This is a genomic window from Celeribacter sp. SCSIO 80788 (assembly GCF_051054295.1).
GTDB lineage: Bacteria > Pseudomonadota > Alphaproteobacteria > Rhodobacterales > Rhodobacteraceae > Celeribacter.
In genome coordinates this window covers 3,314,903-3,338,337 of the sequence record NZ_CP150482.1, presented here as the reverse complement: position 1 = coordinate 3,338,337, position 23,435 = coordinate 3,314,903, and the positions used below count along the sequence as shown (strand labels likewise).

Here is a 23,435-nt window from a genome sequence, read left to right as displayed (position 1 = left end):
TTCTTATTTCAGGGCGCCTGCGGACCGCAGCGCGGCCTCCTTGTCGGCGTTCACCCACCAGAAGTCCAGATAGCCCAGCGCCAAGGGCGGCATCGTATCCGCGTCCGGGTGCTCGTACATGTCGTAATAGGCGACCCAATGGCTGTCGTTCATATGCGCGGGCACAATGAAATAGTCATAGCGCATGATCCGGTCGGCGGCGCGCACCATGGCCGACATTTCCTCATAGCTCTTCACCTTCATCAGCTCGTTGCCGATGGTCTCGATTGCCGGGTTGCAATAGCCTGCGGGATTGAAGACATCGTCCACGCTCTCACAGCCGTATTTTTGCAGGAAACCCGAGCCTTCTTCGAACCCGTTCGCATAGCCATCGTAGATCATGTCGTAATCGAAGCTCTGGCTGCGGGCCTGATATTGGTTCGGGTCGATCCGGTTGTAACTCGCATCCACGCCCAGCGCGTTCAGGTTCTCGATATAAGGCTTGATGATCCGATCCCACGACGGGTTGCTTTCCAGAAACTCCACCGACAACACCTCGCCCTTCGCGTTGCGCATCTTGCCGTCGCTGCCGGGCGCATACCCGGCCTCGGCCAATAGCGCGATGGCTTTGCGCATATTCTTGCGGTCCAGAGAAAGCTCGCCGGAGACATGCGGCAGGAACGCCTCCTCGGTAAAGATCGCCTCCGGCAGATCGTCCTTCACCCCTTCGAGAATTTGCAACTCCTCGCCCTCCGGCAGCCCCTCGGCCATCAACCCCGGGGCCTGCCACATCGCCTCGCGCTGTGAAAACAGCCCGTATTGCAGGGTCTCGTTGGTCCAGGTGAAATTATACATCAGCCCAAGCGCCAGCCGCACATTGCGGTCCTGAAACTTCTCGCGCCGCAGGTTGAACAACAACCCGTAGGCGGGCGGCATCGACCCGTTGTGAAGCGTCTCCTTCTTCACCCAGCCCTTGTCGAGCGCCGGAAAATCATAACCCGTCGCCCATTGCAGCGAGGAGCTTTCCTGACGGAAGGTGATATCCCCCGCCTTGAACGCCTCGAACGCCGCGATGGTATCTCCAAAATACACCACGCGGATGGTGTCGAGATTGTTGCGGCCCTTGTTGAACGGGTGATCGTTGCCCCAATAATCCGGGTTGCGTTTGTATTCGACCCATTGGCCGGCATCGTATCCGGCAAGCATGTAAGCACCCGTGCCCGGCGAGGTCTCATAGCGTTTTTCATCGAGCCGCGCGCCGGTTTCTTCGAACCACGCTTTTTTCATGACAATCGACGCGCCTGCCTGATCAATCAAACCATTGCGCGGAATGTCCGGCTGAAAGGTGAATTTCACCGTGTGCGCATCGAGCGCCTCGACGCTTTTGATCATCGCCGACACCCCCGCACGCCACGACGGCGTCGCTTCGGCAATCATTTTGTTATGGGTATAAACCACATCTTCGGCGGTCATCGGCGTGCCGTCGGAGAAGGTCACATCCTCGCGCAGATGAAAAATCACCCAATCCTTGCTTTCGGGGTATTCGAGCGAGGTACAGAGCAGACAATAGCTCACCGCCTTGTATTCGTCCGCCGTCGAAGTCATCAGCCGCTCGTACATCGACGAGGACAGCGCCGCAGGGGTCCCCGACAAGGTCGAGAAGGGATTCATGCTGTCGAAAGTGCCGACCATACCGATGGTGATCTTCCCGCCCTTCGGTGCCTCCGGATTGACGTACCCGAGATGGTCGAAGGCTTCGGCGTATTTCGCCTCGTTCCAGTCGGAGTACCATGTGGAGGTGATCGCCTCCTCCGCCGATGCCCCGCCACTCCCCAAGGCCAATGCGGCCAGAACGGAAAGGGTTTTCAGGAACAGGGGGCGTGCGGTCATGGTCGTCCTCCGGACAAATAGCTTTGTTCCCCTGACGGTAATGTGCAGGCGTCATGACATGCAAGTTACATGCGCTCGAAATTGCGTGATCGCGGGCCGATCGCAAAACAAAACCCCCACCGGTGCGGCCGACGGGGGTTTCAGATGCGTCGCATGCGGGCGACGCGCGAACAGATCGCGGGAGATCAGCCGGAGATCGACTGAAGATAGGCGATGATATTGGCGCGGTCCGTGTCTTTGGGCAGACCGGCGAAGGACATCTTGTTGCCCGGAATCGCGTTTTTCGGATCAGCCAGATAGGTGTTGAGCGTTTCCGCATCCCATGTCCCGCCATGACCGGCGACCGCTTCGGAATACCCGAAATCGCCCACGGTGCCGACCGCACGCCCGAACACGCCGTCGAGATGCGGGCCGGTGCTGTTGGAGCCGTCCACCTTGTGGCAGGCTTTGCATTTGGCGAAGACTTTTTCGCCCTTGGCCGGATCCGCGGAGGCGAGAAGCTCGTCGAAGCTCACTTCGACAACCTCTTCGGCAGCCCCATCGTCTTCACCGGTGGCAATGACATAGGCCTGCATGACTTCGCCGTCATGACTTCCGGCCTTCATCGCGTAGATCGAATCGCTCGCCAGATAGGCGATCACAAAAAGAGCGAAGGTGCCGCACAGGCCTCCGACGATCTTCACAAGGGTCATAGTCTTGAACATTTCGCGTTCCGTTCATTGTGGGTTCATCGCGCGCTCCCGCTCTCTACCCGCTTCCCCTGCTTCATTTCAAGGTATAAGACCGGAGCCCATACAGGTTAGCGCAAAAGAAATGTACGAAAAGGGGCAAAAATGACAAAGCGGATCGCATTTCAGGGGGAGCTTGGCTCCTATTCGCATCAGGCCTGCTTCGAAGCCCGCCCGGATTACGAGCCCCTGCCCTGCCCCACCTTCGAAGATGCGATGGAGGCGGTGCGCTCCGAACGCGCCGACATCGGCATGATCGCCATCGAAAATTCGACCTATGGCCGGGTGCAGGATGTCTATCACCTCCTGCCCGACAGCGGCTTGCACATCATCGGCGAAACCTTCGTCCGCGTGCATGTGAACCTGCTCGGCCTGCCCGGCACCAAAACCGCCGACATCAAACAGGCCCGCGCCATGTCCGTCCTGCTGGGGCAGGCGCGCAAGTTCATCCACGCCCATGGCATCGAAACCGTCAACTGGTCCGACAACGCCGCCGCCGCGCGCTCGATCAAGGAAACCGGCGACCCGAGCATCGGCGCTTTCGCCTCTGAACTGGCGGGCGAAATTCTCGGCCTCGACGTGCTCGAACGCCATATCGAGGATCACAAGCTCAACACCACGCGCTTTCTCATCATGGCCCGCGAACCGGATTATTCCCGCCGCGCCGAAAAGATGGTCACCGCTTTCATGTTCCGGGTCCGTAACATTCCCGCCGCGCTCTATAAGGCGCTCGGTGGTTTCGCGACCAATGGCGTGAACATGACCAAGCTGGAAAGCTACATGGTCGACGGTGTCTTCACCGCCACCCAATTCTATGCCGACATCGAAGGCCACCCGGGCGACCGCAACGTCCAGCTCGCCCTCGACGAGCTGCGTTACTTCACGGAAATGGTCGAAATTCTCGGCGTTTACCCGGCGGACCCGCGTCGTTCCTGAGGTCGAGCAGATGACGATCAGGCGCGCAGGATCAGACCTTCGGCGCGCCCTGATACTGTTCGGAGAGATGCTCGCAATAGCTGGAGACACGCTTCTCGAAGCGTTTCTGCAACGTGCCCTTGGCGAATTTCACCGACTGAACCAGAATCCGCGCCGACAGGGTTTGCGGACGCACATCAAAGCCGAAACTCAGTCGCGTGCGCTGCGGCGACAGCGGCACAAGCTCCACATTCAACTGCATGTGCAGCCCGCCGGAAACCGCCGTCGCGCCAAGCACATTCGGCGCATCGAATTCACTGATTTCGGCGTCCAGATCGCGCAGTTTGCCGCGAAACGGCACTTTGAGAGACCAACCCGCGCCGAGCCCCCGCGGCTGTGACGGACGTTTGCGCGCCACATCGATGCCACGACGCATCGCCTGCCGCTCCATACCTTCGAAATCGGTGATCTTTTCGAAAACGAAAGCGGCTGGGGCCTCAATGTCCTGACGCGTCGAAAACTTCATACCTGCTCACCTGCCTCTGACCCGGTCCTTCCCCAAGGGAAATCTTATCCCGTTAATCCCAGTCGTCTGCAACCCACTTGCTCAGCAGAACCTGCGCCAGAGCGCCTTTTCTCGCGGCGGCAATCTCCGGGTGGCGACCCGCCAGCGCCAGCGCCATCTCTTCGCGTCGCACCCAGCGCGCATCCTCCAGTTCTGCGGGATCGAGGGTGATCTCCCGGCTCAGCGCCTCGGCGCGACAGCCCAGCATCAGAGACGCCGGGAAGGGCCAGGGCTGGCTGGTGACATAGTCCACCCGGCCGACCCGCACGCCCGCCTCCTCGAACACCTCGCGCCGCACCGCCGCCTCGATCGGCTCGCCCGGTTCGACAAACCCCGCCAAAAGCGAATACATGCCCTGCGGCCAATTGGCGTTGCGGCCCAAAAGCACCTCATTGCCACGGGTCACCAGCATGATCACCACCGGATCGGTGCGCGGATAATGCTCCGCCCCGCAGGCCGGACAATCCCGCCGCCAACCGCTTTGTCCGGGTGCGGTCTTTTCTCCGCAATGGGCACAAAACCCATGACGTCGATGCCAGTCGAACAACGCCCGCCCGGTCGATGCCAGCTCCGCCTCCAAAGCTGTGAGCCGGGTCATCACCGCGCGCAGATCGTAAAATTGCATCCCCGGCAGGGTCTCGACCGCAAATCCCTCCTGCGACCAGAGCGAGGGCAGATCATCGTCCAAAGGCGACAATACACTGACATCCCGTGTAAAAACCGGCGCGCCGTCCGGCATGAGCCCGAGGAAAATCTCCTGCCCCTCCGGCAGTTCCACCTCGCCCGCCTCCAGCAGACAAAGCGCCTCACCGCGCAGCGCCAGATGCCCGCACCAGAGCGGCATAAATTTCGCATCGGGCCCCGAAGGCCGATTGTCGCGCAGATGCGCCGCCCGGTTCAACGTCCCACCGGAAAGTGTCACAATCGTCTTGTCCATGCGACGGACATAGGCGGCAATTGTGACAAGAGCCAGCGTGGCGTGGTCGCGCCCGGAACAGGACGGCGCTTTGTCACATTCCGCAACGATCCTGTTGCCAGAATGCGACAACAGATTGAATATACAATCTTAAGTTGCAATCATGCCCAAAAAGGCAACCCAAAATGGTTTGCAGCGCTGAAACCACTTGGTAAATTCGATCTTGTCACATGTTTGTCTTGTGACCCGGGAATGGTCGCGCCAACCTCTTCATCTAAAAAGGAGATGCATCATGGACCATTCGAACAAGAACATAAATCGCCGCGGCTTTCTGTCGGGCACAATCGCAGGAACGGCTTTGATTGCTCTTCACCCCTTTTCCGCGCGCGCCAGCACAAATCAGGCACATTTGCGGATCATGGAAACCACCGATTTGCACGTCCACGTCTTCCCTTATGACTATTATGCGGACAAGCCCGTGGACACCGTCGGTCTCGCCCGCACCACCGCGCATATCAATGCCGTGCGCGCCGAGGCGACCAACTCCATGCTTCTGGACAACGGCGATTTCCTTCAGGGCAACCCGATGGGCGATTACATCGCCTATGAGCGCGGCATGAAAGACGGCGACATGCACCCGGTGATCACTGCGATGAACACCGTGGGCTTCGACGCCTCGACACTCGGCAACCACGAATTCAACTACGGTCTCGACTTCCTGATGAAAGCGCTGGCGGGGGCGAATTACCCGGTGATTTCCGCCAACGTCGTCACCGAAATGGGCGCGACCCCGCGTGAAGACAAAACCCTCATCCCGCCCTATGTCATCCTCGACCGCGAGCTGACCGATGGCGCGGGCGAGACGCATAAGATCAAGGTCGGGCTGATCGGCTTCGTGCCGCCGCAGATCATGATGTGGGACCGCAAGAACCTCGAAGGCAACGTCAACGCCCGCGACATCGTCGAGACCGCCCGCGCCTATGTGCCGGAGATGAAGGAGAAAGGCGCCGATATCATCATTGCGCTGAACCACTCTGGCATCGGTGCCGCCGCGCACACCGAAGGCATGGAAAACGCCTCCGTTCCGCTCGCCGAAATCGACGGGATCGATGCGCTTTTGACCGGCCACTCCCACCTCGTCTTCCCCTCGCCCACCTATGATGGCTACGCGGCGGTGGACTCCGTGAACGGCCTGATCCACGGCAAACCCGCCGTCATGGGCGGCTATTGGGGCTCGCATCTGGGCGTCATGGATCTGCTTCTGGAAAAAGACGGTGGGCAATGGCGCGTGGTAACAAGCTCCGTCGAGACCCGCCCGATCTCGCAACGCGAGGAAGACCGCTCCATCACGCCGCTGGTGGAAAGCGTCGAGCCGGTTCTGGCCTCGGTTCAGGACATTCACGAGCAGACGCTCGAATATGTCCGCCGCGCCGTCGGCAAAACCGCGGCCCCTCTGCATTCCTATTTCGCGCTCGTCGCCGATGATCCGTCCGTCCAGATCGTCTCCAACGCTCAGCTTTGGTACATCGCCGAGATGATGAAAGGCACCGAACACGAAGGCCTGCCGATCCTCTCCGCCGCGGCCCCGTTCAAGGCCGGCGGTCGTGGCGGCCCCGAATATTACACCGATGTCGCGCCGGGTGATGTGGCGATCAAAAACGTTGCCGATCTCTATCTCTACCCGAACACCATCCGCGCCGTGCGCATCACGGGTGCGCAGCTCAAGGGCTGGCTTGAGCGCTCCGCGGGCATGTTCAATCAGGTCGAGAAAGGCGCGAAAGACGCGGTGCTCCTGAACCCCGACTTCGCCTCCTACAATTTCGACGTGATCGACGGCGTGACCTATCAGATCGACATTTCGCAGCCTTCGCGCTTCGACTCCCATGGCGAGCCGCTGAACCCGGACGCCTCGCGCATCGTCAATCTGACTTTCAACGGTGCGCCTGTGACCGACGACATGGAGTTCGTCGTCGCCACCAACAATTACCGCGCGGGCGGCGGTGGCACCTTCCCCGGCGCAGATGGCTCGACCGTGATTTTCGAAGGGCCGGACACCAACCGCGACATCATCGTGCGCTATATCGTCGATCAGGGCACGGTGAATCCGAAAGCCGACAACAACTGGTCTCTGGCGCCTCTGGGCGACACCACCGTGTTGTTCGAAACCGGCCCGGCGGCGCGCACGCATCTGGCCGATCTCGAAGGTCTGACCATCGAGGACGCGGGCGAAGGCACGGACGGATTCGCCCAGTTCCGCATCACGCTCTGAGCCAATTTCCTTTTCATGACACAAAGCGATCGCCCCGGCGGTCGCTTTTTTCGTTTACCAAATGGGCAAAAATGAAATCTTCTGCCAATTATTTAAGCATCCATCGGGATTGTATACAGGATTGTCGACCTCAATCTCCCGGACATCTCGCGGCCACGTGAACGGCGCGTCATTCTGTGCCCGAACGACACAGGGGAGTCTCATGTTCCACAAATCCATCCTTACCATGGCCGCCTTCGCTTTGACCGCGTCTGCCGCCTATGCCGAGACCGCGATGCCCTTCGCGCTCGACTGGAAATTCGAAGGCCCGGCCGCGCCCTTCTTCACCGCGATTGAAAAGGGCTATTTCTCCGACGCCGATCTGGCCGTGGAAATCTCCGCAGGCCAAGGTTCGCTCGACGCCATTCCGAAAGTCGCCACCGGCGCTTTCCCCGTTGGCATGGCGGACATCAACAGCCTCGTGAAATTCCTCGACCAGAACCCCGGCGCACCGGTCATCGGCATGATGATGATCTATGACGCCCCGGCCTTTGCCGTCGTGGGCCGCAAATCTCTGGGCGTCGAGGCTCCGAAAGATCTCGAAGGCAAAGTCCTCGGTGCGCCGCCGCCTGATGGTGCCTGGGCGCAATTCCCGATTTTTGCCGCCGAGAACGATCTCGACATGTCGAAAATCACCGTCGAACCCGTCGGCTTCCCGACCCGCGAACCGATGCTGGCCGAGGGCAAGGTCGATGCCGTCACCGGCTTCAACTTCTCGTCCTTCCTGAACCTCGTACGCCTTGGTGTACCGGAAGACGATATTTCGACGATCATGATGTCCGATTACGGCGTGAACCTTTACGGCAACGTCCTGATCGTGAACACCGACTTCGCCGCCGAGAACCCGGAGGCCGTCAAAGGCTTTGTGGCCGCTGTTCTGCATGGCTGGAAAGACGCGATGGCCGATCCGAAAGCCTCCGTCGAATACATGATCAAGTACAACCCGGCGTCCGATCTCGATCTCGAAACCCGTCGTCTTGAGCTGGCTCTCGAAGGCAACGTCTACACCGATTATGTCGCGGCAAACGGCATGGGCGGGATCGACGCCGAGCGTTTCGCAGGCTCCCTCGATCAGCTCAAAATGGTCTATGAATTCAAGGCCGAGCCGGACGCAAGCCTCTACTTCACCGAAGACTACCTGCCCGCCACCGACGCGCGCATGCTGAAGTAATCTCTTCCCGAGACTTTGGCGGGCGCGGGTCCTAAGGCTCGCGCCCGTTTTCATGCGGGCAAAAGGCAAGACCGAACCAAAATGGCAAACCTCATCGACATCAAAGGCGTCACCCACGCCTACAAGACCGATAACGGCCCCCTGCCCGTTCTCGACGATCTCAACATTTCCGTGCCCGAAGGCGATTTCTGCGCTGTCGTCGGCCCTTCGGGTTGCGGCAAATCAACGCTCACGAAACTCGTCGCGGGCCTCATGAAACCCGATCAGGGCGAGGTCTGGCTTCATGGCGAGCGCGTCACCTCCCCGCGTTCGACCGTTGGCATGGCGTTCCAGAACCCGGTCATGCTCGAATGGCGTACGATCCTGCAAAACGTGTTGTTGCCGCTCGAAATCGTCCCGAACAAAATGACCAAGAAACAGAAGGAAGAGCGCGGGCGCGAGCTTCTGGCCCTCGTCGGCCTGGAGGGGTTCGAAGACAAACGCCCCTCCGAGCTCTCCGGCGGCATGCGCCAACGCGCCTCGCTCTGTCGTGCCATCGTTCACAAGCCCGACGTCTTGATCATGGACGAACCTTTCGGCGCGCTCGATGCCTTCACCCGCGAAGATCTCTGGCAAACCATGCACGCGCTCCGCGCCGAGGAGCCGTTTACCGGCGTGTTGATCACCCACGATCTGCGCGAAAGCGTCTATCTCGCCGATGAGGTCATCGTGCTGTCGGGCCGTCCGGCCACGACGCAGCATGTCGAGAATGTCAAACTCGGCGGGCGCACGGATCTCGAAGTCATCTACACGCCCGAAGCCACCGAGATTCTGCACCGCCTGCGCCATCAGATCGAGATTGCGCAAGGTCGTGCGAAAGACGAGGAGGCGGCATAATGAAAACCTTCAAAAAGATCGCCACGCCGACCATCGCCATCGTCATTTTCCTCGCGCTTTGGGAGTTCATCGTCTGGGTCAACCAATGGCCGAACTACAAAATGGCCTCTCCCTCTGACCTGATCCCAGCCTATGCAAAATATTGGAATCTCTTCCTGATTTACGGCTGGCAAACGCTCTGGCGCACCGTCGTCGGGCTTCTGGTAGCCGTTGTCTTCGGCACGCTCATCGGCATGGTCATGGGCTTTTCGCGCACCATGCGCGACGCGCTTTATCCGCTTTTGGTCGGCTTCAACGCCATCCCCAAAGCGACCGTCGTGCCGGTGATCGCCCTCATCCTGATCGGGCATCACGATCTCAACACTGTGCTCATCGCCTTCATGATCTCCTTCTTCCCGATCTCGGTCGCCGTCTCCATCGGGCTGTCCACTCTGGAGCCGGAATATCGCGACATCCTGCGGTCGCTCGGGGCGTCGAAATGGACGATTTTCTGGAAAATCGCCCTGCCGAAAACCCTGCCGGAATTCTTCGGCGCGTTGAAAGTCGCGGTCACGCTCGCCTTCATCGGCACCAACCTGATGGAGATCGTCGAACCGCACGGCAAGGGCCTCGGGCACCTGTTCGACAGCGGCAAGATCAACGCCGATTACCCGCTGATGTTCGCCGTGCTGATCGCTTTGGCCTTCTTGGGTATCCTGCTCTACTACATCGTGGTGGCGTTGGAGAAAATCTTCGCGGGCTGGGCCGAACGTCCACAGGGATAACCCGATCGAACCAAGACAAAGGGGCGCCGGTCTGGCGCCCCTTTCGCGTTTTGTGCGTGGGTCTTTTTGTATTGGAGATCAGAGCTGACGCGTCGCGAAGTACCAGTCCACGACATTCTGCCCCTCGGGCGCTTCGGCGAGTTTCGCCAGAGCAGCGGCGGCGGTCGGCGGCGTCGGCACGATCACCGGATCGCCCGGTTTCCAGTTTTCCGGCATCGCACATTTGTTCTCATCGGCGGCTTGCAGCGCCACTACGAGACGATGGATCTCGTCCACGGAGCGACCCGCGTTCATCGGGTAATAGACCATGGCGCGCAGGATGCCATTCGGGTCGATGATAAACGTCGCCCGCACCGCTGCCGTGTCGGAAGCGCCCGGCTGGATCATGCCATAGGCATTCGCCACGTTCATCGAGAGGTCGGCGATGATCGGGAACTTGATCTCGACGCCCCAGTTTTCCTTGATGTTGAGCATCCAGGCGATGTGCGAATAGTGGCTGTCGATGGACAGGCCCAGGAGTTCCACACCCATGGCGTTGAACTCATCCTGTTTGTTGGCAAAGCCGATGAATTCCGTGGTGCAGACCGGGGTGAAATCGGCCGGGTGGGAGAACAGGATCAACCATTTGCCTTTGTAATCTTCGAGCGATTTGACCCCATCGGTGGTCACGGCCTTGAAGGCGGGGGCGGGTTTGTTCAGTTGCGGGCCAGTTGCGGCTTGAACTTGATCGGTCATTTTTCAGTCCTTTGTTTTCTCAGTGTTTCTCTTCGATGTCTGTCGTCTCGGGCCCGGAGTTTGTCTCTTGTTTGTCTCTCGCGCCCTGTCGATGAAGAAGAGATAGCTCTTGCGAATTGATTGTTGAAACGAATAAAAAAGATCAAAGTAATTGAGGAATTCGATTAATGATTCTCCCCACCCTGCGCCAACTCCGCTTTCTCGTCGCCCTTGCCGACGAGCTGCATTTCGGACGGGCCGCCGAGACCTGTCTTGTGACGCAATCGACGCTGTCGACCGGGCTGCGCGAGCTGGAGGACATCCTCGGGGCGCCTCTGGCCGAACGCACCAAGCGCTCCGTGTTGATGACCCCTCTGGGCGAAGAAATCGCCGCCCGCGCCCGTGCGATGCTGGCCGAGGCACAGGACATCGTCGAGCTGGCCCAGACCCAATCCGGCACGCTCCGCGGTACGATGAAGCTCGGCACCATTCCGACGGTCGGCCCCTTCCTCTTCCCGCGCCTGCTGCCGCGTCTGCGCGACAGCTATCCGGACCTGCGGCTCTATATGCGCGAGGAGTTGACCGAACACCTGATCGCCGGGCTGCGGGCCGGGCGGCTCGACGTGATTCTCATCGCGCTGCCTTTCGAGACCGGCGATCTGGAACTGGAGCCCCTGTTTGAAGACGATTATCAACTCGCCACCGCGCCGGGGCATCGGTTGATTTCCGACAGGGCCATTGGCGGTCCCGATCTCGATGACGAAACCCTGCTGCTTTTGGAACGCGGCCATTGCCTGCAACGTCACGCGCTTTCGGCCTTTCCCGACACCCACGCGAAACAAGACGAAACCTTCGCCGCCACCTCGCTCCCGACTTTGGTCGCCATGGTGGAGGAGGGGCTGGGCATCACGCTCCTGCCCCAGCTTGCGATTGATGCGGGCGTCACGCGCAACACCGACATCCAACTGACCTCGCTCTTTGGCACCAAACCCCGCGAGGTGGTGCTCGCCTGGCGCAAAAGCTCGGCGCGCAGCGAGGATTTTCGGCTTCTGGCCGGACTTCTGCGCGAGGAACGCGCCCGTCTCGGGACCTGAACCGCCCTCTTGCTTTCCCATCACATGACCACTATGTAACGCCTCGAGAGGTTGGCGCGGGCGAGCGCCTCGCCAACCCGGTCAGGTCCGGAAGGAAGCAGCCGTAACGAGCCCCGCTTGGGTCGTTGTCCAGCCTCTCACCTAACCTTAATGCGAACCGAGGAGGAAATTGATGATTGTCGCTACCGCCCCTCGGGCAGCCGCATAAGGCTTTTCCCATCATCGGACTGCCCGAAACCGTTCCCTTCCGCCGCCCGTCCGGCGCGGAAGCCCTTTCGTGTTTTGCAAGGCAGACATCATGATTTCCGATCTGAACATCCTCGGCTGGTCCCAGTTCTTCAACGGCCAGCTCGATCTCACTGAATTCGACTCTCTCACCCCCGTGCGCCTCTCCGAGGTCCGCCGCCGCTCTGTTGTAGCCCTCGCGCCCGATCTGGAGCGCATGGAAATCGCTCTGACAGGTGATCATGTCGCGACCGACATGGCCGTGGGCGATTTTGTCCTCACCGACGGCGAGCGCCTGATCCGCGTTCTCGACCGCAAGACGGTGATCTCCCGCAAGGCCGCTGGCATCGCGGCGCAAGCCCAGCTCATCGCCGCGAATATCGACACGCTGTTCATCACCACCTCGTGCAATCTCGACTTCAACGAAGCGCGGCTCGAACGCTACCTCGCGATAGCCATCGAAGCCGAAGCCACCCCGGTCATCGTCATCACCAAGGCCGACAAGCCCGAGGACATGCCCGCCGAGGTCTACGAAGATCGCGCCAAAGCGCTCTACGATGGTGCCGAGGTCCTGCTGATCAACGCCAAATCGCCCGAGGACATCGCTCGGCTGGAAACCTATTGCGGCACCGGTCAGACGATTGCTCTGGTCGGCTCGTCAGGTGTTGGCAAATCCACCATCGCGCGGGGCCTCACCGGTGAGGACATCGAGGTCGGCGACATCCGCGAGGACGACGCCAAGGGACGGCACACCACCACATCGCGCTCCATGCACCGGATGCACGCCGGTGGCTGGCTGATCGACACGCCGGGGATGCGCGAACTGGCGCTACACGACGCCTCAGAAGGCATCGCGACCCTGTTCGAGGACATCACGGACCTCGCAACCGAGTGCAAATTCTCCGATTGCCAGCACCTCACCGAACCCGGTTGCGCCGTCCGCGCGGCCATGGAACGCGGTGAGTTGGACCCGGCGAGACTGGAACGCTGGCGCAAGCTGGTGGACGAGGACACGCGCAATTCCGAGACCATCGCCGAATCGCGCGAGCGCGGGCGGAAATTCTCCAAAATGGTAAAATCCGTGAAGAAGGCCAAAAGCGCCAAACGCGGCGAGTAATCCTCTTGGAAATGAGGTTGCGGGGACCCGTCCCCGCCCTTACCTTAGCCGCAATCAAGGAGGCCCCCGCATGACCGACACCACCACCGGCTACAAGGTTTTGGCGCGCAAATACCGCCCGGAAACCTTTGCCGATCTGATCGGTCAGGACGCCATGGTCCGCACCCTGAAAAACGCCTTCGCCGCCGACCGGATCGCACAGGCGTTTATCATGACCGGCATTCGTGGCACCGGCAAAACCACCACCGCGCGGATCATCGCCAAGGGCATGAACTGTATCGGCCCCGATGGCACCAGCGGGCCGACGACCGAGCCCTGCGGCGTCTGTGAACATTGCCGGGCCATTTCCGAGGGCCGTCATGTCGACGTGATGGAAATGGACGCCGCCTCGCGCACCGGGGTGAACGACATTCGCGAGATCATCGATTCGGTGCATTACCGCGCCGCCTCCGCCCGCTATAAAATCTACATCATCGACGAGGTGCACATGCTCTCGACGAGTGCGTTCAACGCGCTCCTGAAGACCCTCGAAGAGCCGCCCGCCCACGTCAAATTCATCTTCGCCACCACCGAGATTCGCAAGGTTCCGGTGACGGTTCTGTCGCGTTGCCAGCGGTTCGACCTGCGACGGATCGAGCCCGAGGTGATGATGAATCACCTGTCCTCCATCGCCGGAAAAGAAGGCTCCGAGGTGGCGACTGACGCGCTTGCCCTCATCACCCGCGCCGCCGAAGGCTCCGTGCGCGATGCGCTGTCGCTTCTCGATCAGGCAATTTCCCACGGAGCGGGCGAGACGACCGTCGATCAGGTCCGCGCCATGCTGGGCCTCGCCGACCGGGGCCGTGTGCTCGATCTGTTCGACATGATCATGTCCGGCGACGCGGCGAGCGCTTTGGAAGAACTCGGCGGTCAATATGCCGACGGCGCCGATCCCCTGGCCGTCTTGCGCGATCTGGCCGAGATCACCCATTGGGTCTCGGTGATCAAGATCACCCCCGCCGCCGCCGAAGATCCGACCATCGGCCCGGACGAACGCGCCCGCGGCCTCGCCATGGCCGAGAAACTGCCGATGCGGGTGCTGTCGCGGATGTGGCAAATGCTTCTGAAAGCCATCGAAGAGGTCTCCGCCGCGCCCAACGCGATGATGGCCTCTGAAATGGCGATCATCCGGCTCACCCATGTCGCCGATCTGCCGATGCCCGAAGATTTGGTGCGCAAGCTCACCGAACAAAACCCGCCGCCCCGCCCGCCGTCTGGTCCTGCGGGCGGCGGCGCGCCTTCGGGGGGCGGTTCTGTTTCCGCTCAAGGTGGGTCCATGGCTCCGCGCGGTCCCGTGCATGGTCCGACGATGTCCTCAGGCGCTGCCACGGCCACGGCTCTCGCCCCGGACGCGGCACTCGCCCGCTACGTGAGTTTTCAGTCCCTCGTCGATCTCGTCGGCGAGCATCGCGACATGAAGCTCAAGATCGACATCGAATCCTATATCCGCCTCGTCAGCTATCGCCCCGGCTTCATCGAATTCGAGATGACGCCCGATGCCGACGCCGAATTCCCGCAGCGCCTGCGCAGCCGCCTCCATGCCTTCACCGGCCAGAACTGGGGCGTGACGCTGGCGAAAGCCCCCGAGGGCACGCAGACGCTCCGCGAAGTGGCCGAAGCCGAAGAGCGCGCGCTCCGGGCCAAGGCCATGGAACACCCGATGGTCGCGAAAGTGTTCGAACTGTTCCCCGGCGCAGAGATCACCAAAATCCGCACGCCCGAGGCCATCGCACAGGAAGCTGCCCTCGATGCGCTGCAAGAAGTCGAAGACGAATGGGACCCGTTCGAAGAGTGAACGCCCCCACACGAAACGCCCCAAAGGAATGATGGAGTAACAGATGTTCAAAGGCCTTGGCGGTCTCGGCGATATGGCCGGGATGATGAAAAAAGCCCAGCAAATGCAAAAGGATATGGCCGAGCTCCAGGAAAAGCTCGAAACCATGACCGTCACGGGCGAATCCGGCGCCGGTCTGGTAAAAGCCACCGCCACCGCGAAAGGCCAATTGACCGGCCTCGACATCGACCCGACGATTTTCCAGCCCTCCGAGAAAGAAGTGGTCGAGGACCTGATCCTCGCCGCCATCAAGGATGCGCAGTCGAAAGCCTCCGAGAAGGCCGAAAGCGAGATGAAGGCCCTGACCGAAGGCCTCGGCCTGCCTGCCGATTTCAAACTGCCGTTCTAACGAGCTTAGCCATGGCAAACCTGCTCTCATATACTTATCGAGATGCGAGCAGATTGCCTCTCACGGAACAGCATATGGAATACGTTCTTGGGGAGGCAAAAGCGACATGTTTCAGGCAGTTTTTGGCGTGTCTGGTTACTGTTATTGGCTTCTCTTGGATTGCGGAAGCATCTTATGGGCCAGCAGCAGAAATATTTCGCGTGGTTTCTGGCATATTGTTATTCGCGCTTTTAGGCACCGGAATTAGCCTCTATTCCCATTTTAAATGGGCTAAAATTGTTAGAAGACGGTTCATGGAAGAAATTCGGTATGGAACCGAAGCAGAAAAGTTTTGGTATATGTATCGAGATGTGTTTCCTATCGCGTGGAAGTGAGTTCCAGTGACAAATGCTACACAGGACATCGAAGATCTGATCGATCTGATGGCGCGCCTGCCCGGTCTTGGGCCGCGCTCCGCGCGCCGTGCCGTTCTGCATCTCATCCAGAAACGCGGGCGGCTGATGCAGCCCTTGGCCCAGTCCATGCAGATGGTTGCCGACAACGCCCGCGAATGCGTGCGCTGCGGCAATATCGGCACCGGCGATCTCTGTGACATCTGCGCCGACGACCGCCGCGCCAATGGCGAGATTTGCGTGGTCGAGGATGTCTCCGATCTTTGGGCCATGGAGCGCGCAGGCGTCTTCAAAGGTCGCTATCATGTTCTGGGCGGCACGCTCTCCGCCCTCGACGGCATCGGCCCGGAGGATCTACGCATCCCGGCTCTGGTGACGCGCGTCGGCGACGAACAAATCCGCGAAGTGATCCTCGCCTTGGGCGCGACCGTCGACGGCCAGACCACCGCGCATTACATCGCCGACGAGCTGTCCGGGCGCTGCACAGTCAGCTCTCTGGCGCAGGGCGTGCCGGTCGGGGGCGAACTCGACTATCTCGACGACGGCACGATCACCGCCGCGCTCACCGCCCGCAAAAGCCTCTGATCCCATAAAAAACCCGGAGCTTGCGGCCCCGGGTTACTCTTATCGTCTGACGGGACGATTATTCGTCGTCTTCGTCGTCATTGTCCGGCAAGTTGAAGAAGCTGTCCGCATCCGGCAGGTCTTCCTCTTTCTCGTCGTCATCCATCGAAAGCGAGAAGGTCTCCAGACCGGCAATCGCGGTCGGGATCTTCGGCTCCGTATCCATCCCGAGCGAATCCTCGGTCGACAGAAGCTTGCGACGCTCGTCATCCGTCATATTCGCTTCGCGGTTTTTCGAGGCTTTCTGAACGGCCGCATCCAGTTCGGACTGCTTACACAGGCCCAAAGCCACCGGGTCGATCGGCTGCATATTGGCGATATTCCAGTGGGTGCGCTCGCGGATCGACTGGATCGTCGGCTTGGTGGTGCCCACCAGTTTCGCGATCTGGCCGTCGGACAGCTCCGGGTGGAATTTCACCAGCCAGAGGATCGAGTTCGGACGGTCCTGACGCTTCGACAACGGCGTATAACGCGGCCCGCGGCGTTTCTCTTCGCCTTGAGCTGCGGCGTTGAACTTGAGCTTCAGCCGGTGCAGCGGGTTTTCTTCCGCCGTCTTGATTTCCTCGGCGGTCAGCTGGTTGTTGGCGATCGGATCGAACCCGCGCACACCACCGGCGACCTCGCCGTCGGCGATGCCCTGCACCTCAAGCTCATGCAGACCGCAGAAATCGGCGATCTGTTTGAAGCTCAGCGTGGTGTTGTCGACCAGCCAAACGGCGGTGGCTTTCGCCATAATCGGTTTTGCCATGGGTCACACTCCTTAAAAATGCGGCTCTCCCCGGATACAACTTTCCCGTCGCCTGAAATGGCTTTCCCCGGTGGGGACGGTTCTCGTTGTCGGGGAACTTCGCCGCTGTATAGTGCGGATCGCAATCGGAGGAAAGAGAAAATGCGTCAACGGATCGTGTCCGCCCTAACCTGCCTTGGTCTTCTGGGCGCTTTCCCGGCTTTTGCCGAGGGCGAACAGGCGGGCGATTTCGACTATTACCTCCTCTCGCTCTCGTGGTCGCCCACATGGTGCGCCCTCGAAGGCGACGCCCGGAACTCCCCGCAATGCGACGGCAAGTTCGGCTGGGTCCTCCACGGTCTCTGGCCGCAATATGAACGCGGCTGGCCGTCCTACTGCCACACTTCCGCGCAAGATCCCGCGAAACGCGAAACCGCCGCCATGGAGGACATCATGGGCACCTCCGGTGCGGCCTGGTATCAATGGAAAAAACACGGCCGCTGTTCCGGCCTCTCCGCCCAAGACTTCCTCGCTCTGTCCCGGGAAGCCTATGACAAATTCACCCGTCCCGAAGTGTTTCGCAAACTCAAGGACGATGTGAAACTCCCGGCCTCCGTCGTCGAGGAGGCTTTCCTCCGCGACAACCCGGACCTTGAGGCCAACGAAATCACCGTGACCTGCAAGGACTACCGCATTCAGGAGGTCCGCATCTGCCTCACCCGCGATCTCGAACCGCGCACATGCGGTGCGGATACGATCCGGGATTGCACGCTGGACGACGCCTTGCTGCAAAGCATCAAGTGAGCTGTGCGACAAAACGCCATCGGGCTTTGACCTCCCTCAAATCATGCATATTTGATACATGTTCTAATACTGTCATCGCCCATAGGGCTATGTATGACCAAAAGGGGGAAACCATGACCACCAACAAAGCCTGCTCCGACGCCGTCGCACGCGTTCTGGCCGACACCTATATGCTTTACATGAAAGCACATAATTTCCACTGGAACGTGGAAGGCCCGAAATTCATCAGCCTGCACGCCATGTTCGAAGAGCAATACACCGATCTCGCAGGGGCGATGGACGATCTCGCCGAACGCATCCGCGCTCTGGGCGAATATGCGCCGGGCACCCATGCGCAATTCGCAGCTCTCGCCTCCGTCACCGAAACCGAGGGGCCGCTTTCCGCCGAGGATATGCTGCGCGAGATGGTGAAGGATTACGACACCGTCTGTGACACACTCAAGGCCGGGATCGAACTTGTGGACGAACAAGGCGACGATGTCACCTCCGGCATGCTCGCCGACCGGCTGGAATATCATCAGAAACAACTCTGGATGATGCGCGCGCTGTTGAAATGACCGCATCCACAGCCTGAAACCACACGGCCCGCCGCGTTTGGCGGGCCGTTTCATCTCGGCTCACATCTCCAGAACGATCTTGCCGATATGCGCACCGCTTTCCATATGCGCATGCGCGCGCCCGGCCTCGTCCAAGGCATAAGCGCTGTCCATCACCGGCCCGACCTGACCCGCTTCGATCAGCGGCCAGACCTTCGCCAAAAGCGCCTCGGCGATCTTCGCCTTGGCTTCGTTCGATTGCGGGCGCAGGTTCGACCCCGTCAGCGTCAGGCGTTTGAGCATCACCTGCGCGATGTTCACATCGGATTTCGCACCTTGCAGAAAGGCGATATTCACCAACCGGCCCTCGGTTGCCAATGCCTTGAGGTTGCGCGGGAAATACGATCCGCCGACCATATCGAGAATGAGGTTCATCCCGCCTTCGGCCTGCGCCACCTCGACGAAATCCTCGTCGCGATAATTGATCGCCCGCTCCGCCCCCAAATCGAGACAGACCTTGCATTTCGCCTCCGAACCAGCGGTCGCGAACACCCGCGCCCCGAATGCATGGGCAAGCTGGATCGCCGTCGTCCCGATCCCCGAAGACCCACCATGGACCAAAAATCGCTCCCCGGCCTCAAGCCCCCCGCGCATGAACACGTTCGACCAGACGGTGAAAAACGTCTCGGGCAGGCAGGCGGCCTGTTTCAATGACAGACCTTTCGGCACCGGAAGCGCATGGGCCGCAGACGTCGCGACATATTCGGCATAGCCGCCCCCGGGCAGAAGCGCACAGACCTGATCGCCAACCGCCCAATCGGACACGGACGCCCCCACGGCCACGACCTCTCCCGCGCCCTCAAGCCCCGGCAGGTCGGAGGCCCCCGGTGGCGGATTATAAAGCCCCGCGCGTTGCAACGCATCGGGGCGGTTCACCCCGGCATAGGCCAGTTTGATCACGACCTCATCGGCACGGGGCCGCGGCACCGGGCGCGTGCAGGGTTTCAGCACCTCCGGTCCACCCGGTTCCGAAATTTCCACCGCGCGCATCGTCTCGGGCAGGCTGCCGGACAAGCTCATTGTGCCACCTCCGGGCTGTCCGTCTGCGTCCCCGGCACATCCGCACGTCGCGCGCCCGCCGGGGCTTTGACCATCGAAAGAGCCGCATTCGGCAGGGCAAACATCGCCGACAGGATCTTGTTGTCGCGCACCGTCGCCTTTGCCTTCTCAACCTGCATCACATCGTCGATGCGCCGATCGAGAAACGCCTTGGTGTCGGCAAAGCCTTCACTGTCATCGCCCAGCCAGAACAGCACCACAGAGGCGAACACCCCCGACAGCGTCGCGCGTTTCGTGTACCAGTTCACATCCTCCGATGTGTCGCCTAACGCGGTCCAGATCGCATCCGCCGTCTCCCAGACCAGTCGCGTGCCTTCGGGCGCGAGATGTGGCAGGGAGAAAAGCGACATGCCGCGCCGCACCACTTCGCGGTCCACCGCCTGAAGCCGCAGCCAGACGGCATGAGCGATCTTGTCGCGGAACCGCATCTGCGACAGGTCGGCCTCTGCCAGCGCCTTGACCATCTCACGGTCGCCCCGCTTGTGATAGGCCGCCGCCAGATCGACCGATCCGCGCGGGGCCGCCACCTTGGCCAGCGCCTCGGACACACCCGAATCAGCCACCGCAACCTTGAAGGTTTCCGGCCCCCAGCCGTCGAAAACCACATGGATCAACGCGGCATCCACGAGTTTTTCACGGGTCGGATCGGGATAAGCGGTGGTTGGCATGTCTTTGTCCTCTGTTAAACGCGGGCGAGCTCTCCGGCATAGTAGACAAGCTAGAGTGTCTTTGCTATACGGCCACCTCCTGCAATTTTTGCAAATCTAACTTAGGAAGGTGGTGACACCACATGCAGGTTAGCGTTCGTGACAACAACGTCGATCAGGCCCTCCGGGCTCTGAAGAAAAAACTTCAACGCGAAGGCGTTTTCCGTGAAATGAAGCTCAAGCAACATTTCGAGAAGCCGTCCGTGAAGAAAGCGCGCGAGAAGGCCGAGGCCGTCCGCCGTGCCCGCAAGCTGGCTCGTAAAAAAGCTCAGCGCGAAGGCATGCTCTAATTAGAGCGAGTTCGACGTTTCGAACGGTCCTTTCGGGGACAGATAAAAATACAACCCCCGGCAGCTCTCGCTCCGGGGGTTTGTTTTTGTCTTCAAGTCCGGCTGTGCCTCAGCCCTTGCGGCGCGGCGTGGCGTCGCCACCTTTCGCGCCTTTGCGGAATGGCTTCGGACCGCCGGGGCGTTTGAATTTCCCCTCCGGTTTTGCGCCCGGTTTACCTGTCGGTTTGCCGCCCGGTTTGCCCATGGGTTTGCCCGACGCATGTCCGACGTTTGTCCGACGTTTTGCCGACGGCTTATCCCCGGCGTTTTCCGCAGCAAAACTGCCGCCCTTGCGGTGCGGTTTCTTCGGCTTCGCAGGCGCATGCACCGCGTCGTCGCGTTCCTTGCGCACAGGCCGCTCGAACTTCGGTTTCTCCGAACGCGGGCGCTCTTGCGGCGCGGTTTCGCTCAGATAATCTCCAGCGGAGGTATTGCCGCGCGGCTTCTCGAAACGCGGTTTACCCTTGGACGGAAACGCTTTTTGCGGCCGCCCGGCGGGGCTGCGCCGCCCGCCCTGAGTTTCGGGCTCGCCCGCAAGCGCGGTGACGGTGATCCCGTCCTCAAGCACATTGCCCGCCCCGAGCCGATCAAGGAACCCCGAAAGCGCCGCTTCCTGCAATTCCACGAAGGTCTCCGTGTCTTGCATGCGGATCTTACCGATTTGAGTTTTCTCAAGATTTCCGGCCCGGCACAACAGCGGCAACAACCAGCGCGGCTCCGCATTGCCATCCCGCCCGACCGACAGGGACACCCATTTCGACGGCCCGAAAGCCGCGCGCGCATCCTGCGGGCGCTGCGCCGTATGGACGTTCAACTCTTCGGGGGCCGAGAGACCCGCGCGATACAGACGCAGACAGGCGGTCGCCACCTGTTCCGGGCTGAATTTCTCAAGCAGCTTCGCGGCAAAGGCCTGATCTTCTGCGGAAAGTTCTTTTTCCCAGGCCGCATCTTCCATCAACCGGCTTTCGTCGAGCGCGAGGATTTCCTCGGCGGTCGGCGCATGGGTCCATTCCGCTTCGATCTTGGCCCATTTCAGCAGACGCGCGGCTTTTTTCGACACGTTATCCGGGGCGATCAGCGCCGAAATCCCTTTGCGCCCGGCCCGCCCGGTGCGGCCCGAACGGTGCAGCAAACCTTCTGTATTCGTTGGCAAATCCGCATGGATCACCAGTTCCAGATTGGGCAGATCGATACCGCGCGCCGCCACATCGGTGGCAACACAGACACGCGCACGGCCATCGCGAAGCGCCTGCAACGCATGGCTGCGCTCGTCCTGCGACAGCTCGCCCGACAGGCTCACCACAGCAAAACCCCGGTTGGCGAACCGCGCGGTCAGACGCGCGACTGCAGCCCGGGTGTTGGCAAAGACGATCGAGGTCTGGCTGTCGTGATAACGCAGCAGGTTGATGATCGCGTGTTCGGCATCGCGCGGCGCGCATTGGATCACCTGATAGGTGATGTCGCTGTGCTGCTCGCGTTCGCTGATCGTGGTGACGCGAATGGCATCGCGTTGATATGTCTTGGCAATTTCGGCGATGGATTTAGACACCGTGGCCGAGAACAACAGCGTGCGACGGGTTTCCGGCGCTTCGCCCAACATGAATTCCAGATCTTCGCGAAACCCGAGATCGAGCATCTCGTCGGCCTCGTCGAGCACGATGGCGCGAATGTCCGACAGGTCCAGCGCGCCGCGCGTGATGTGATCGCGCAGACGGCCCGGCGTACCGACGACGATATGCGCGCCGCGCTCAAGGCTGCGCCGCTCATCGCGGGCATCCATGCCGCCAATACAGGTCGAAATACGCGCACCGGTTTTGGCATAGAGCCAGCCCAGTTCGCGCGCGACCTGCATGGCAAGTTCGCGGGTGGGCGCGACGACGAGGGCAAGCGGGCTTCCGGCGTGATCGAAACGCTCTGCCTCTCCGAGAAGAGTCGAGGCGATGGCAAGGCCAAAGCCAACAGTTTTGCCCGAGCCCGTCTGGGCCGACACCAAAAGATCCGCCTCCGCAAGTTCGGGGGCGGTGACGGCGGTTTGCACGTCGGTCAGGGTGTCGAACCCGCGCTCGGCGAGGGCTTCGGAGAGAGGCGTCAGCATCAGGGGAAAATCCGTATGGGCGCCCAAACGCGGGCGCAAGATAGCGTTCTTTAACGGGTTTGTTCGCCGGAGTCTACAGGGGGTAGACGCTCAGCCCCTGCAGTTTCGGTCGCTTTTGAGTATTTTTACAGCAAAGGAGACATCTGAGGGGGCTAAACAGACGTTAAGGTTAATCAGATTAAGGTTAACGCAGGTGGAAGGGACGCGGAAGGGAGGCGTCAAGCCTCGGCAGCTGCGAGCTCTGCCCATTCCGCATCGGTGAACACCCGCGCTTTCGACAGGAAACACCGGCCCCGTCCGGTATCGAGCGAAAATCCCGCGCCATGGCCGGGGCCCACATCGAGGATCATCTGGCTGTGTTTCCAGATTTCGAAGAGTGCGGCGGAAATCCAGACCTCTGCCCCCTCGACCTCGCCAAGTTTCACGTCGCGCATACCGATCAGGTAATCGCCTTTGCGGTAGCACATCGGGGAGGAGCCATCGCAACAGCCGCCGGATTGCACGAAGACGACCGGACCATGTTCGTCCGTGATTTCGGCCAAAAGATCAACGGCGGCTTCTGTGGCAATCACGCGGCCTACGGGCATGGGAAAACCTCCTTTTGGTGTCATGCAATGC

General features: G+C 60.7%; 24 protein-coding genes and 1 other RNA gene. 15 read left to right on the top strand and 10 right to left on the bottom strand.

What is annotated here, in order from left to right; translation table 11 throughout:
• Positions 1-3 precede the first annotated feature (3 nt).
• On the bottom strand, positions 4-1,869 hold the full coding sequence (locus V1471_RS16840; protein ID WP_434290276.1) for an extracellular solute-binding protein: 1,866 nt from the start codon (positions 1,867-1,869) through the stop codon (positions 4-6).
• A 185-nt stretch (positions 1,870-2,054) separates the two neighbouring features.
• Complete coding sequence (locus V1471_RS16835; protein WP_434290275.1) at positions 2,055-2,573, bottom strand: c-type cytochrome; 519 nt, start codon at positions 2,571-2,573, stop codon at positions 2,055-2,057.
• Positions 2,574-2,702: 129 nt separating this feature from the next.
• On the opposite strand from V1471_RS16835, the gene V1471_RS16830 reads away from it, so the two are divergent.
• A complete protein-coding gene (locus tag V1471_RS16830) occupies positions 2,703-3,533 on the top strand; it encodes a prephenate dehydratase (protein ID WP_434290273.1) in 831 nt (276 codons plus the stop codon).
• Between the two features lie 31 nt (positions 3,534-3,564).
• Here the strand turns inward: V1471_RS16830 and V1471_RS16825 are convergent, their stop codons facing one another.
• Together V1471_RS16825 and nudC are read right to left on the bottom strand one after the other, a co-directional pair.
• A complete protein-coding gene (locus V1471_RS16825; RefSeq protein ID WP_434290272.1) occupies positions 3,565-4,038 on the bottom strand; it encodes an SRPBCC family protein in 474 nt (157 codons plus the stop codon).
• A gap of 52 nt (positions 4,039-4,090) precedes the next feature.
• Complete coding sequence (gene nudC / locus V1471_RS16820; protein ID WP_434290270.1) at positions 4,091-5,014, bottom strand: NAD(+) diphosphatase; 924 nt, start codon at positions 5,012-5,014, stop codon at positions 4,091-4,093.
• Positions 5,015-5,285: 271 nt separating this feature from the next.
• Between nudC and V1471_RS16815 the strand changes: the two genes are divergently transcribed.
• From V1471_RS16815 to V1471_RS16800, 4 genes are all read left to right on the top strand, one after another.
• Positions 5,286-7,262: a bifunctional 2',3'-cyclic-nucleotide 2'-phosphodiesterase/3'-nucleotidase gene (locus V1471_RS16815; RefSeq protein WP_434290269.1), complete on the top strand. Its 1,977-nt coding sequence runs from the start codon at positions 5,286-5,288 to the stop codon at positions 7,260-7,262.
• Between the two features lie 202 nt (positions 7,263-7,464).
• Positions 7,465-8,472 carry an ABC transporter substrate-binding protein gene (locus V1471_RS16810; protein WP_434290268.1) on the top strand — a complete coding sequence of 336 codons (1,008 nt, stop codon included), beginning with the start codon at positions 7,465-7,467 and terminating at the stop codon, positions 8,470-8,472.
• Positions 8,473-8,553: 81 nt separating this feature from the next.
• A complete protein-coding gene (locus V1471_RS16805) occupies positions 8,554-9,348 on the top strand; it encodes an ABC transporter ATP-binding protein (RefSeq protein WP_434290267.1) in 795 nt (264 codons plus the stop codon).
• The gene (locus V1471_RS16800; protein WP_434290265.1) at positions 9,348-10,112 is read left to right on the top strand and encodes an ABC transporter permease; all 765 of its coding nucleotides are present in this window, start codon (positions 9,348-9,350) and stop codon (positions 10,110-10,112) included. The genes V1471_RS16805 and V1471_RS16800 overlap by 1 nt, the downstream gene beginning before the upstream one ends.
• Before the next feature lie 78 nt (positions 10,113-10,190).
• Here V1471_RS16800 and V1471_RS16795 read toward each other — a convergent pair whose 3' ends face one another.
• The gene (locus V1471_RS16795; protein ID WP_434290263.1) at positions 10,191-10,847 is read right to left on the bottom strand and encodes a peroxiredoxin; all 657 of its coding nucleotides are present in this window, start codon (positions 10,845-10,847) and stop codon (positions 10,191-10,193) included.
• 167 nt (positions 10,848-11,014) lie between these two features.
• Between V1471_RS16795 and V1471_RS16790 the strand changes: the two genes are divergently transcribed.
• The 7 genes from V1471_RS16790 to recR all read left to right on the top strand — a co-directional run bounded on the left by V1471_RS16790 (position 11,015) and on the right by recR (position 16,461).
• On the top strand, positions 11,015-11,920 hold the full coding sequence (locus V1471_RS16790; RefSeq protein WP_434290261.1) for a LysR substrate-binding domain-containing protein: 906 nt from the start codon (positions 11,015-11,017) through the stop codon (positions 11,918-11,920).
• A gap of 45 nt (positions 11,921-11,965) precedes the next feature.
• Positions 11,966-12,062, top strand: an RNA gene (ffs, locus tag V1471_RS16785) — signal recognition particle sRNA small type.
• Positions 12,063-12,218: 156 nt separating this feature from the next.
• Positions 12,219-13,262, top strand: a complete 1,044-nt coding sequence (gene rsgA / locus V1471_RS16780; RefSeq protein ID WP_434290260.1) for a ribosome small subunit-dependent GTPase A — start codon at positions 12,219-12,221, stop codon at positions 13,260-13,262.
• Positions 13,263-13,332: 70 nt separating this feature from the next.
• A complete protein-coding gene (locus tag V1471_RS16775) occupies positions 13,333-15,096 on the top strand; it encodes a DNA polymerase III subunit gamma/tau (RefSeq protein WP_434290259.1) in 1,764 nt (587 codons plus the stop codon).
• A 43-nt stretch (positions 15,097-15,139) separates the two neighbouring features.
• Positions 15,140-15,484 (top strand): YbaB/EbfC family nucleoid-associated protein, encoded by a 345-nt coding sequence (locus V1471_RS16770; protein WP_434290258.1) that lies wholly within the window; start codon positions 15,140-15,142, stop codon positions 15,482-15,484.
• A 74-nt stretch (positions 15,485-15,558) separates the two neighbouring features.
• Complete coding sequence (locus tag V1471_RS16765) at positions 15,559-15,858, top strand: hypothetical protein (RefSeq protein ID WP_434290257.1); 300 nt, start codon at positions 15,559-15,561, stop codon at positions 15,856-15,858.
• 6 nt (positions 15,859-15,864) lie between these two features.
• Entirely contained in the window at positions 15,865-16,461 is a 597-nt protein-coding gene (gene recR / locus V1471_RS16760; protein ID WP_434290255.1) for a recombination mediator RecR, read from the top strand.
• A 58-nt stretch (positions 16,462-16,519) separates the two neighbouring features.
• On the opposite strand, the gene V1471_RS16755 is transcribed toward recR, so the two are convergent.
• Positions 16,520-17,248, bottom strand: a complete 729-nt coding sequence (locus tag V1471_RS16755; RefSeq protein WP_434290254.1) for a DUF1013 domain-containing protein — start codon at positions 17,246-17,248, stop codon at positions 16,520-16,522.
• Positions 17,249-17,389: 141 nt separating this feature from the next.
• Here V1471_RS16755 and V1471_RS16750 point away from each other — a divergent pair, with 141 nt between their 5' ends.
• Entirely contained in the window at positions 17,390-18,031 is a 642-nt protein-coding gene (locus V1471_RS16750) for a ribonuclease T2 family protein (RefSeq protein WP_434290252.1), read from the top strand.
• A 113-nt stretch (positions 18,032-18,144) separates the two neighbouring features.
• Positions 18,145-18,588: a Dps family protein gene (locus V1471_RS16745; protein WP_434290251.1), complete on the top strand. Its 444-nt coding sequence runs from the start codon at positions 18,145-18,147 to the stop codon at positions 18,586-18,588.
• 60 nt (positions 18,589-18,648) lie between these two features.
• Here V1471_RS16745 and V1471_RS16740 read toward each other — a convergent pair whose 3' ends face one another.
• Complete coding sequence (locus tag V1471_RS16740) at positions 18,649-19,629, bottom strand: NAD(P)H-quinone oxidoreductase (protein ID WP_434290963.1); 981 nt, start codon at positions 19,627-19,629, stop codon at positions 18,649-18,651.
• Between the two features lie 14 nt (positions 19,630-19,643).
• Entirely contained in the window at positions 19,644-20,354 is a 711-nt protein-coding gene (locus tag V1471_RS16735) for a COQ9 family protein (protein ID WP_434290250.1), read from the bottom strand.
• A gap of 122 nt (positions 20,355-20,476) precedes the next feature.
• Here V1471_RS16735 and rpsU point away from each other — a divergent pair, with 122 nt between their 5' ends.
• A complete protein-coding gene (gene rpsU / locus V1471_RS16730; RefSeq protein ID WP_058263026.1) occupies positions 20,477-20,683 on the top strand; it encodes a 30S ribosomal protein S21 in 207 nt (68 codons plus the stop codon).
• A gap of 109 nt (positions 20,684-20,792) precedes the next feature.
• Here the strand turns inward: rpsU and V1471_RS16725 are convergent, their stop codons facing one another.
• Both V1471_RS16725 and V1471_RS16720 read right to left on the bottom strand, forming a co-directional pair.
• The gene (locus V1471_RS16725; RefSeq protein ID WP_434290248.1) at positions 20,793-22,817 is read right to left on the bottom strand and encodes a DEAD/DEAH box helicase; all 2,025 of its coding nucleotides are present in this window, start codon (positions 22,815-22,817) and stop codon (positions 20,793-20,795) included.
• 218 nt (positions 22,818-23,035) lie between these two features.
• Positions 23,036-23,404: a DUF779 domain-containing protein gene (locus tag V1471_RS16720; RefSeq protein ID WP_434290246.1), complete on the bottom strand. Its 369-nt coding sequence runs from the start codon at positions 23,402-23,404 to the stop codon at positions 23,036-23,038.
• Between the last annotated feature and the right edge of the window lie 31 nt (positions 23,405-23,435).

Excerpts from the sequence above, each read along its gene's own strand:
- V1471_RS16840 (WP_434290276.1), bottom strand. The coding sequence starts at position 1,869 with ATGACCGCACGCCCCCTGTTCCTGAAAACCCTTTCCGTTCTGGCCGCA.
- V1471_RS16835 (WP_434290275.1), bottom strand. The coding sequence starts at position 2,573 with ATGTTCAAGACTATGACCCTTGTGAAGATCGTCGGAGGCCTGTGCGGC.
- V1471_RS16830 (WP_434290273.1), top strand. The coding sequence starts at position 2,703 with ATGACAAAGCGGATCGCATTTCAGGGGGAGCTTGGCTCCTATTCGCAT.
- V1471_RS16825 (WP_434290272.1), bottom strand. The coding sequence starts at position 4,038 with ATGAAGTTTTCGACGCGTCAGGACATTGAGGCCCCAGCCGCTTTCGTT.
- nudC (WP_434290270.1), bottom strand. The coding sequence starts at position 5,014 with ATGGACAAGACGATTGTGACACTTTCCGGTGGGACGTTGAACCGGGCG.
- V1471_RS16815 (WP_434290269.1), top strand. The coding sequence starts at position 5,286 with ATGGACCATTCGAACAAGAACATAAATCGCCGCGGCTTTCTGTCGGGC.
- V1471_RS16810 (WP_434290268.1), top strand. The coding sequence starts at position 7,465 with ATGTTCCACAAATCCATCCTTACCATGGCCGCCTTCGCTTTGACCGCG.
- V1471_RS16805 (WP_434290267.1), top strand. The coding sequence starts at position 8,554 with ATGGCAAACCTCATCGACATCAAAGGCGTCACCCACGCCTACAAGACC.
- V1471_RS16800 (WP_434290265.1), top strand. The coding sequence starts at position 9,348 with ATGAAAACCTTCAAAAAGATCGCCACGCCGACCATCGCCATCGTCATT.
- V1471_RS16795 (WP_434290263.1), bottom strand. The coding sequence starts at position 10,847 with ATGACCGATCAAGTTCAAGCCGCAACTGGCCCGCAACTGAACAAACCC.
- V1471_RS16790 (WP_434290261.1), top strand. The coding sequence starts at position 11,015 with ATGATTCTCCCCACCCTGCGCCAACTCCGCTTTCTCGTCGCCCTTGCC.
- rsgA (WP_434290260.1), top strand. The coding sequence starts at position 12,219 with ATGATTTCCGATCTGAACATCCTCGGCTGGTCCCAGTTCTTCAACGGC.
- V1471_RS16775 (WP_434290259.1), top strand. The coding sequence starts at position 13,333 with ATGACCGACACCACCACCGGCTACAAGGTTTTGGCGCGCAAATACCGC.
- V1471_RS16770 (WP_434290258.1), top strand. The coding sequence starts at position 15,140 with ATGTTCAAAGGCCTTGGCGGTCTCGGCGATATGGCCGGGATGATGAAA.
- V1471_RS16765 (WP_434290257.1), top strand. The coding sequence starts at position 15,559 with ATGGAATACGTTCTTGGGGAGGCAAAAGCGACATGTTTCAGGCAGTTT.
- V1471_RS16755 (WP_434290254.1), bottom strand. The coding sequence starts at position 17,248 with ATGGCAAAACCGATTATGGCGAAAGCCACCGCCGTTTGGCTGGTCGAC.
- V1471_RS16750 (WP_434290252.1), top strand. The coding sequence starts at position 17,390 with ATGCGTCAACGGATCGTGTCCGCCCTAACCTGCCTTGGTCTTCTGGGC.
- V1471_RS16745 (WP_434290251.1), top strand. The coding sequence starts at position 18,145 with ATGACCACCAACAAAGCCTGCTCCGACGCCGTCGCACGCGTTCTGGCC.
- V1471_RS16735 (WP_434290250.1), bottom strand. The coding sequence starts at position 20,354 with ATGCCAACCACCGCTTATCCCGATCCGACCCGTGAAAAACTCGTGGAT.
- rpsU (WP_058263026.1), top strand. The coding sequence starts at position 20,477 with ATGCAGGTTAGCGTTCGTGACAACAACGTCGATCAGGCCCTCCGGGCT.
- V1471_RS16725 (WP_434290248.1), bottom strand. The coding sequence starts at position 22,817 with ATGCTGACGCCTCTCTCCGAAGCCCTCGCCGAGCGCGGGTTCGACACC.
- V1471_RS16720 (WP_434290246.1), bottom strand. The coding sequence starts at position 23,404 with ATGCCCGTAGGCCGCGTGATTGCCACAGAAGCCGCCGTTGATCTTTTG.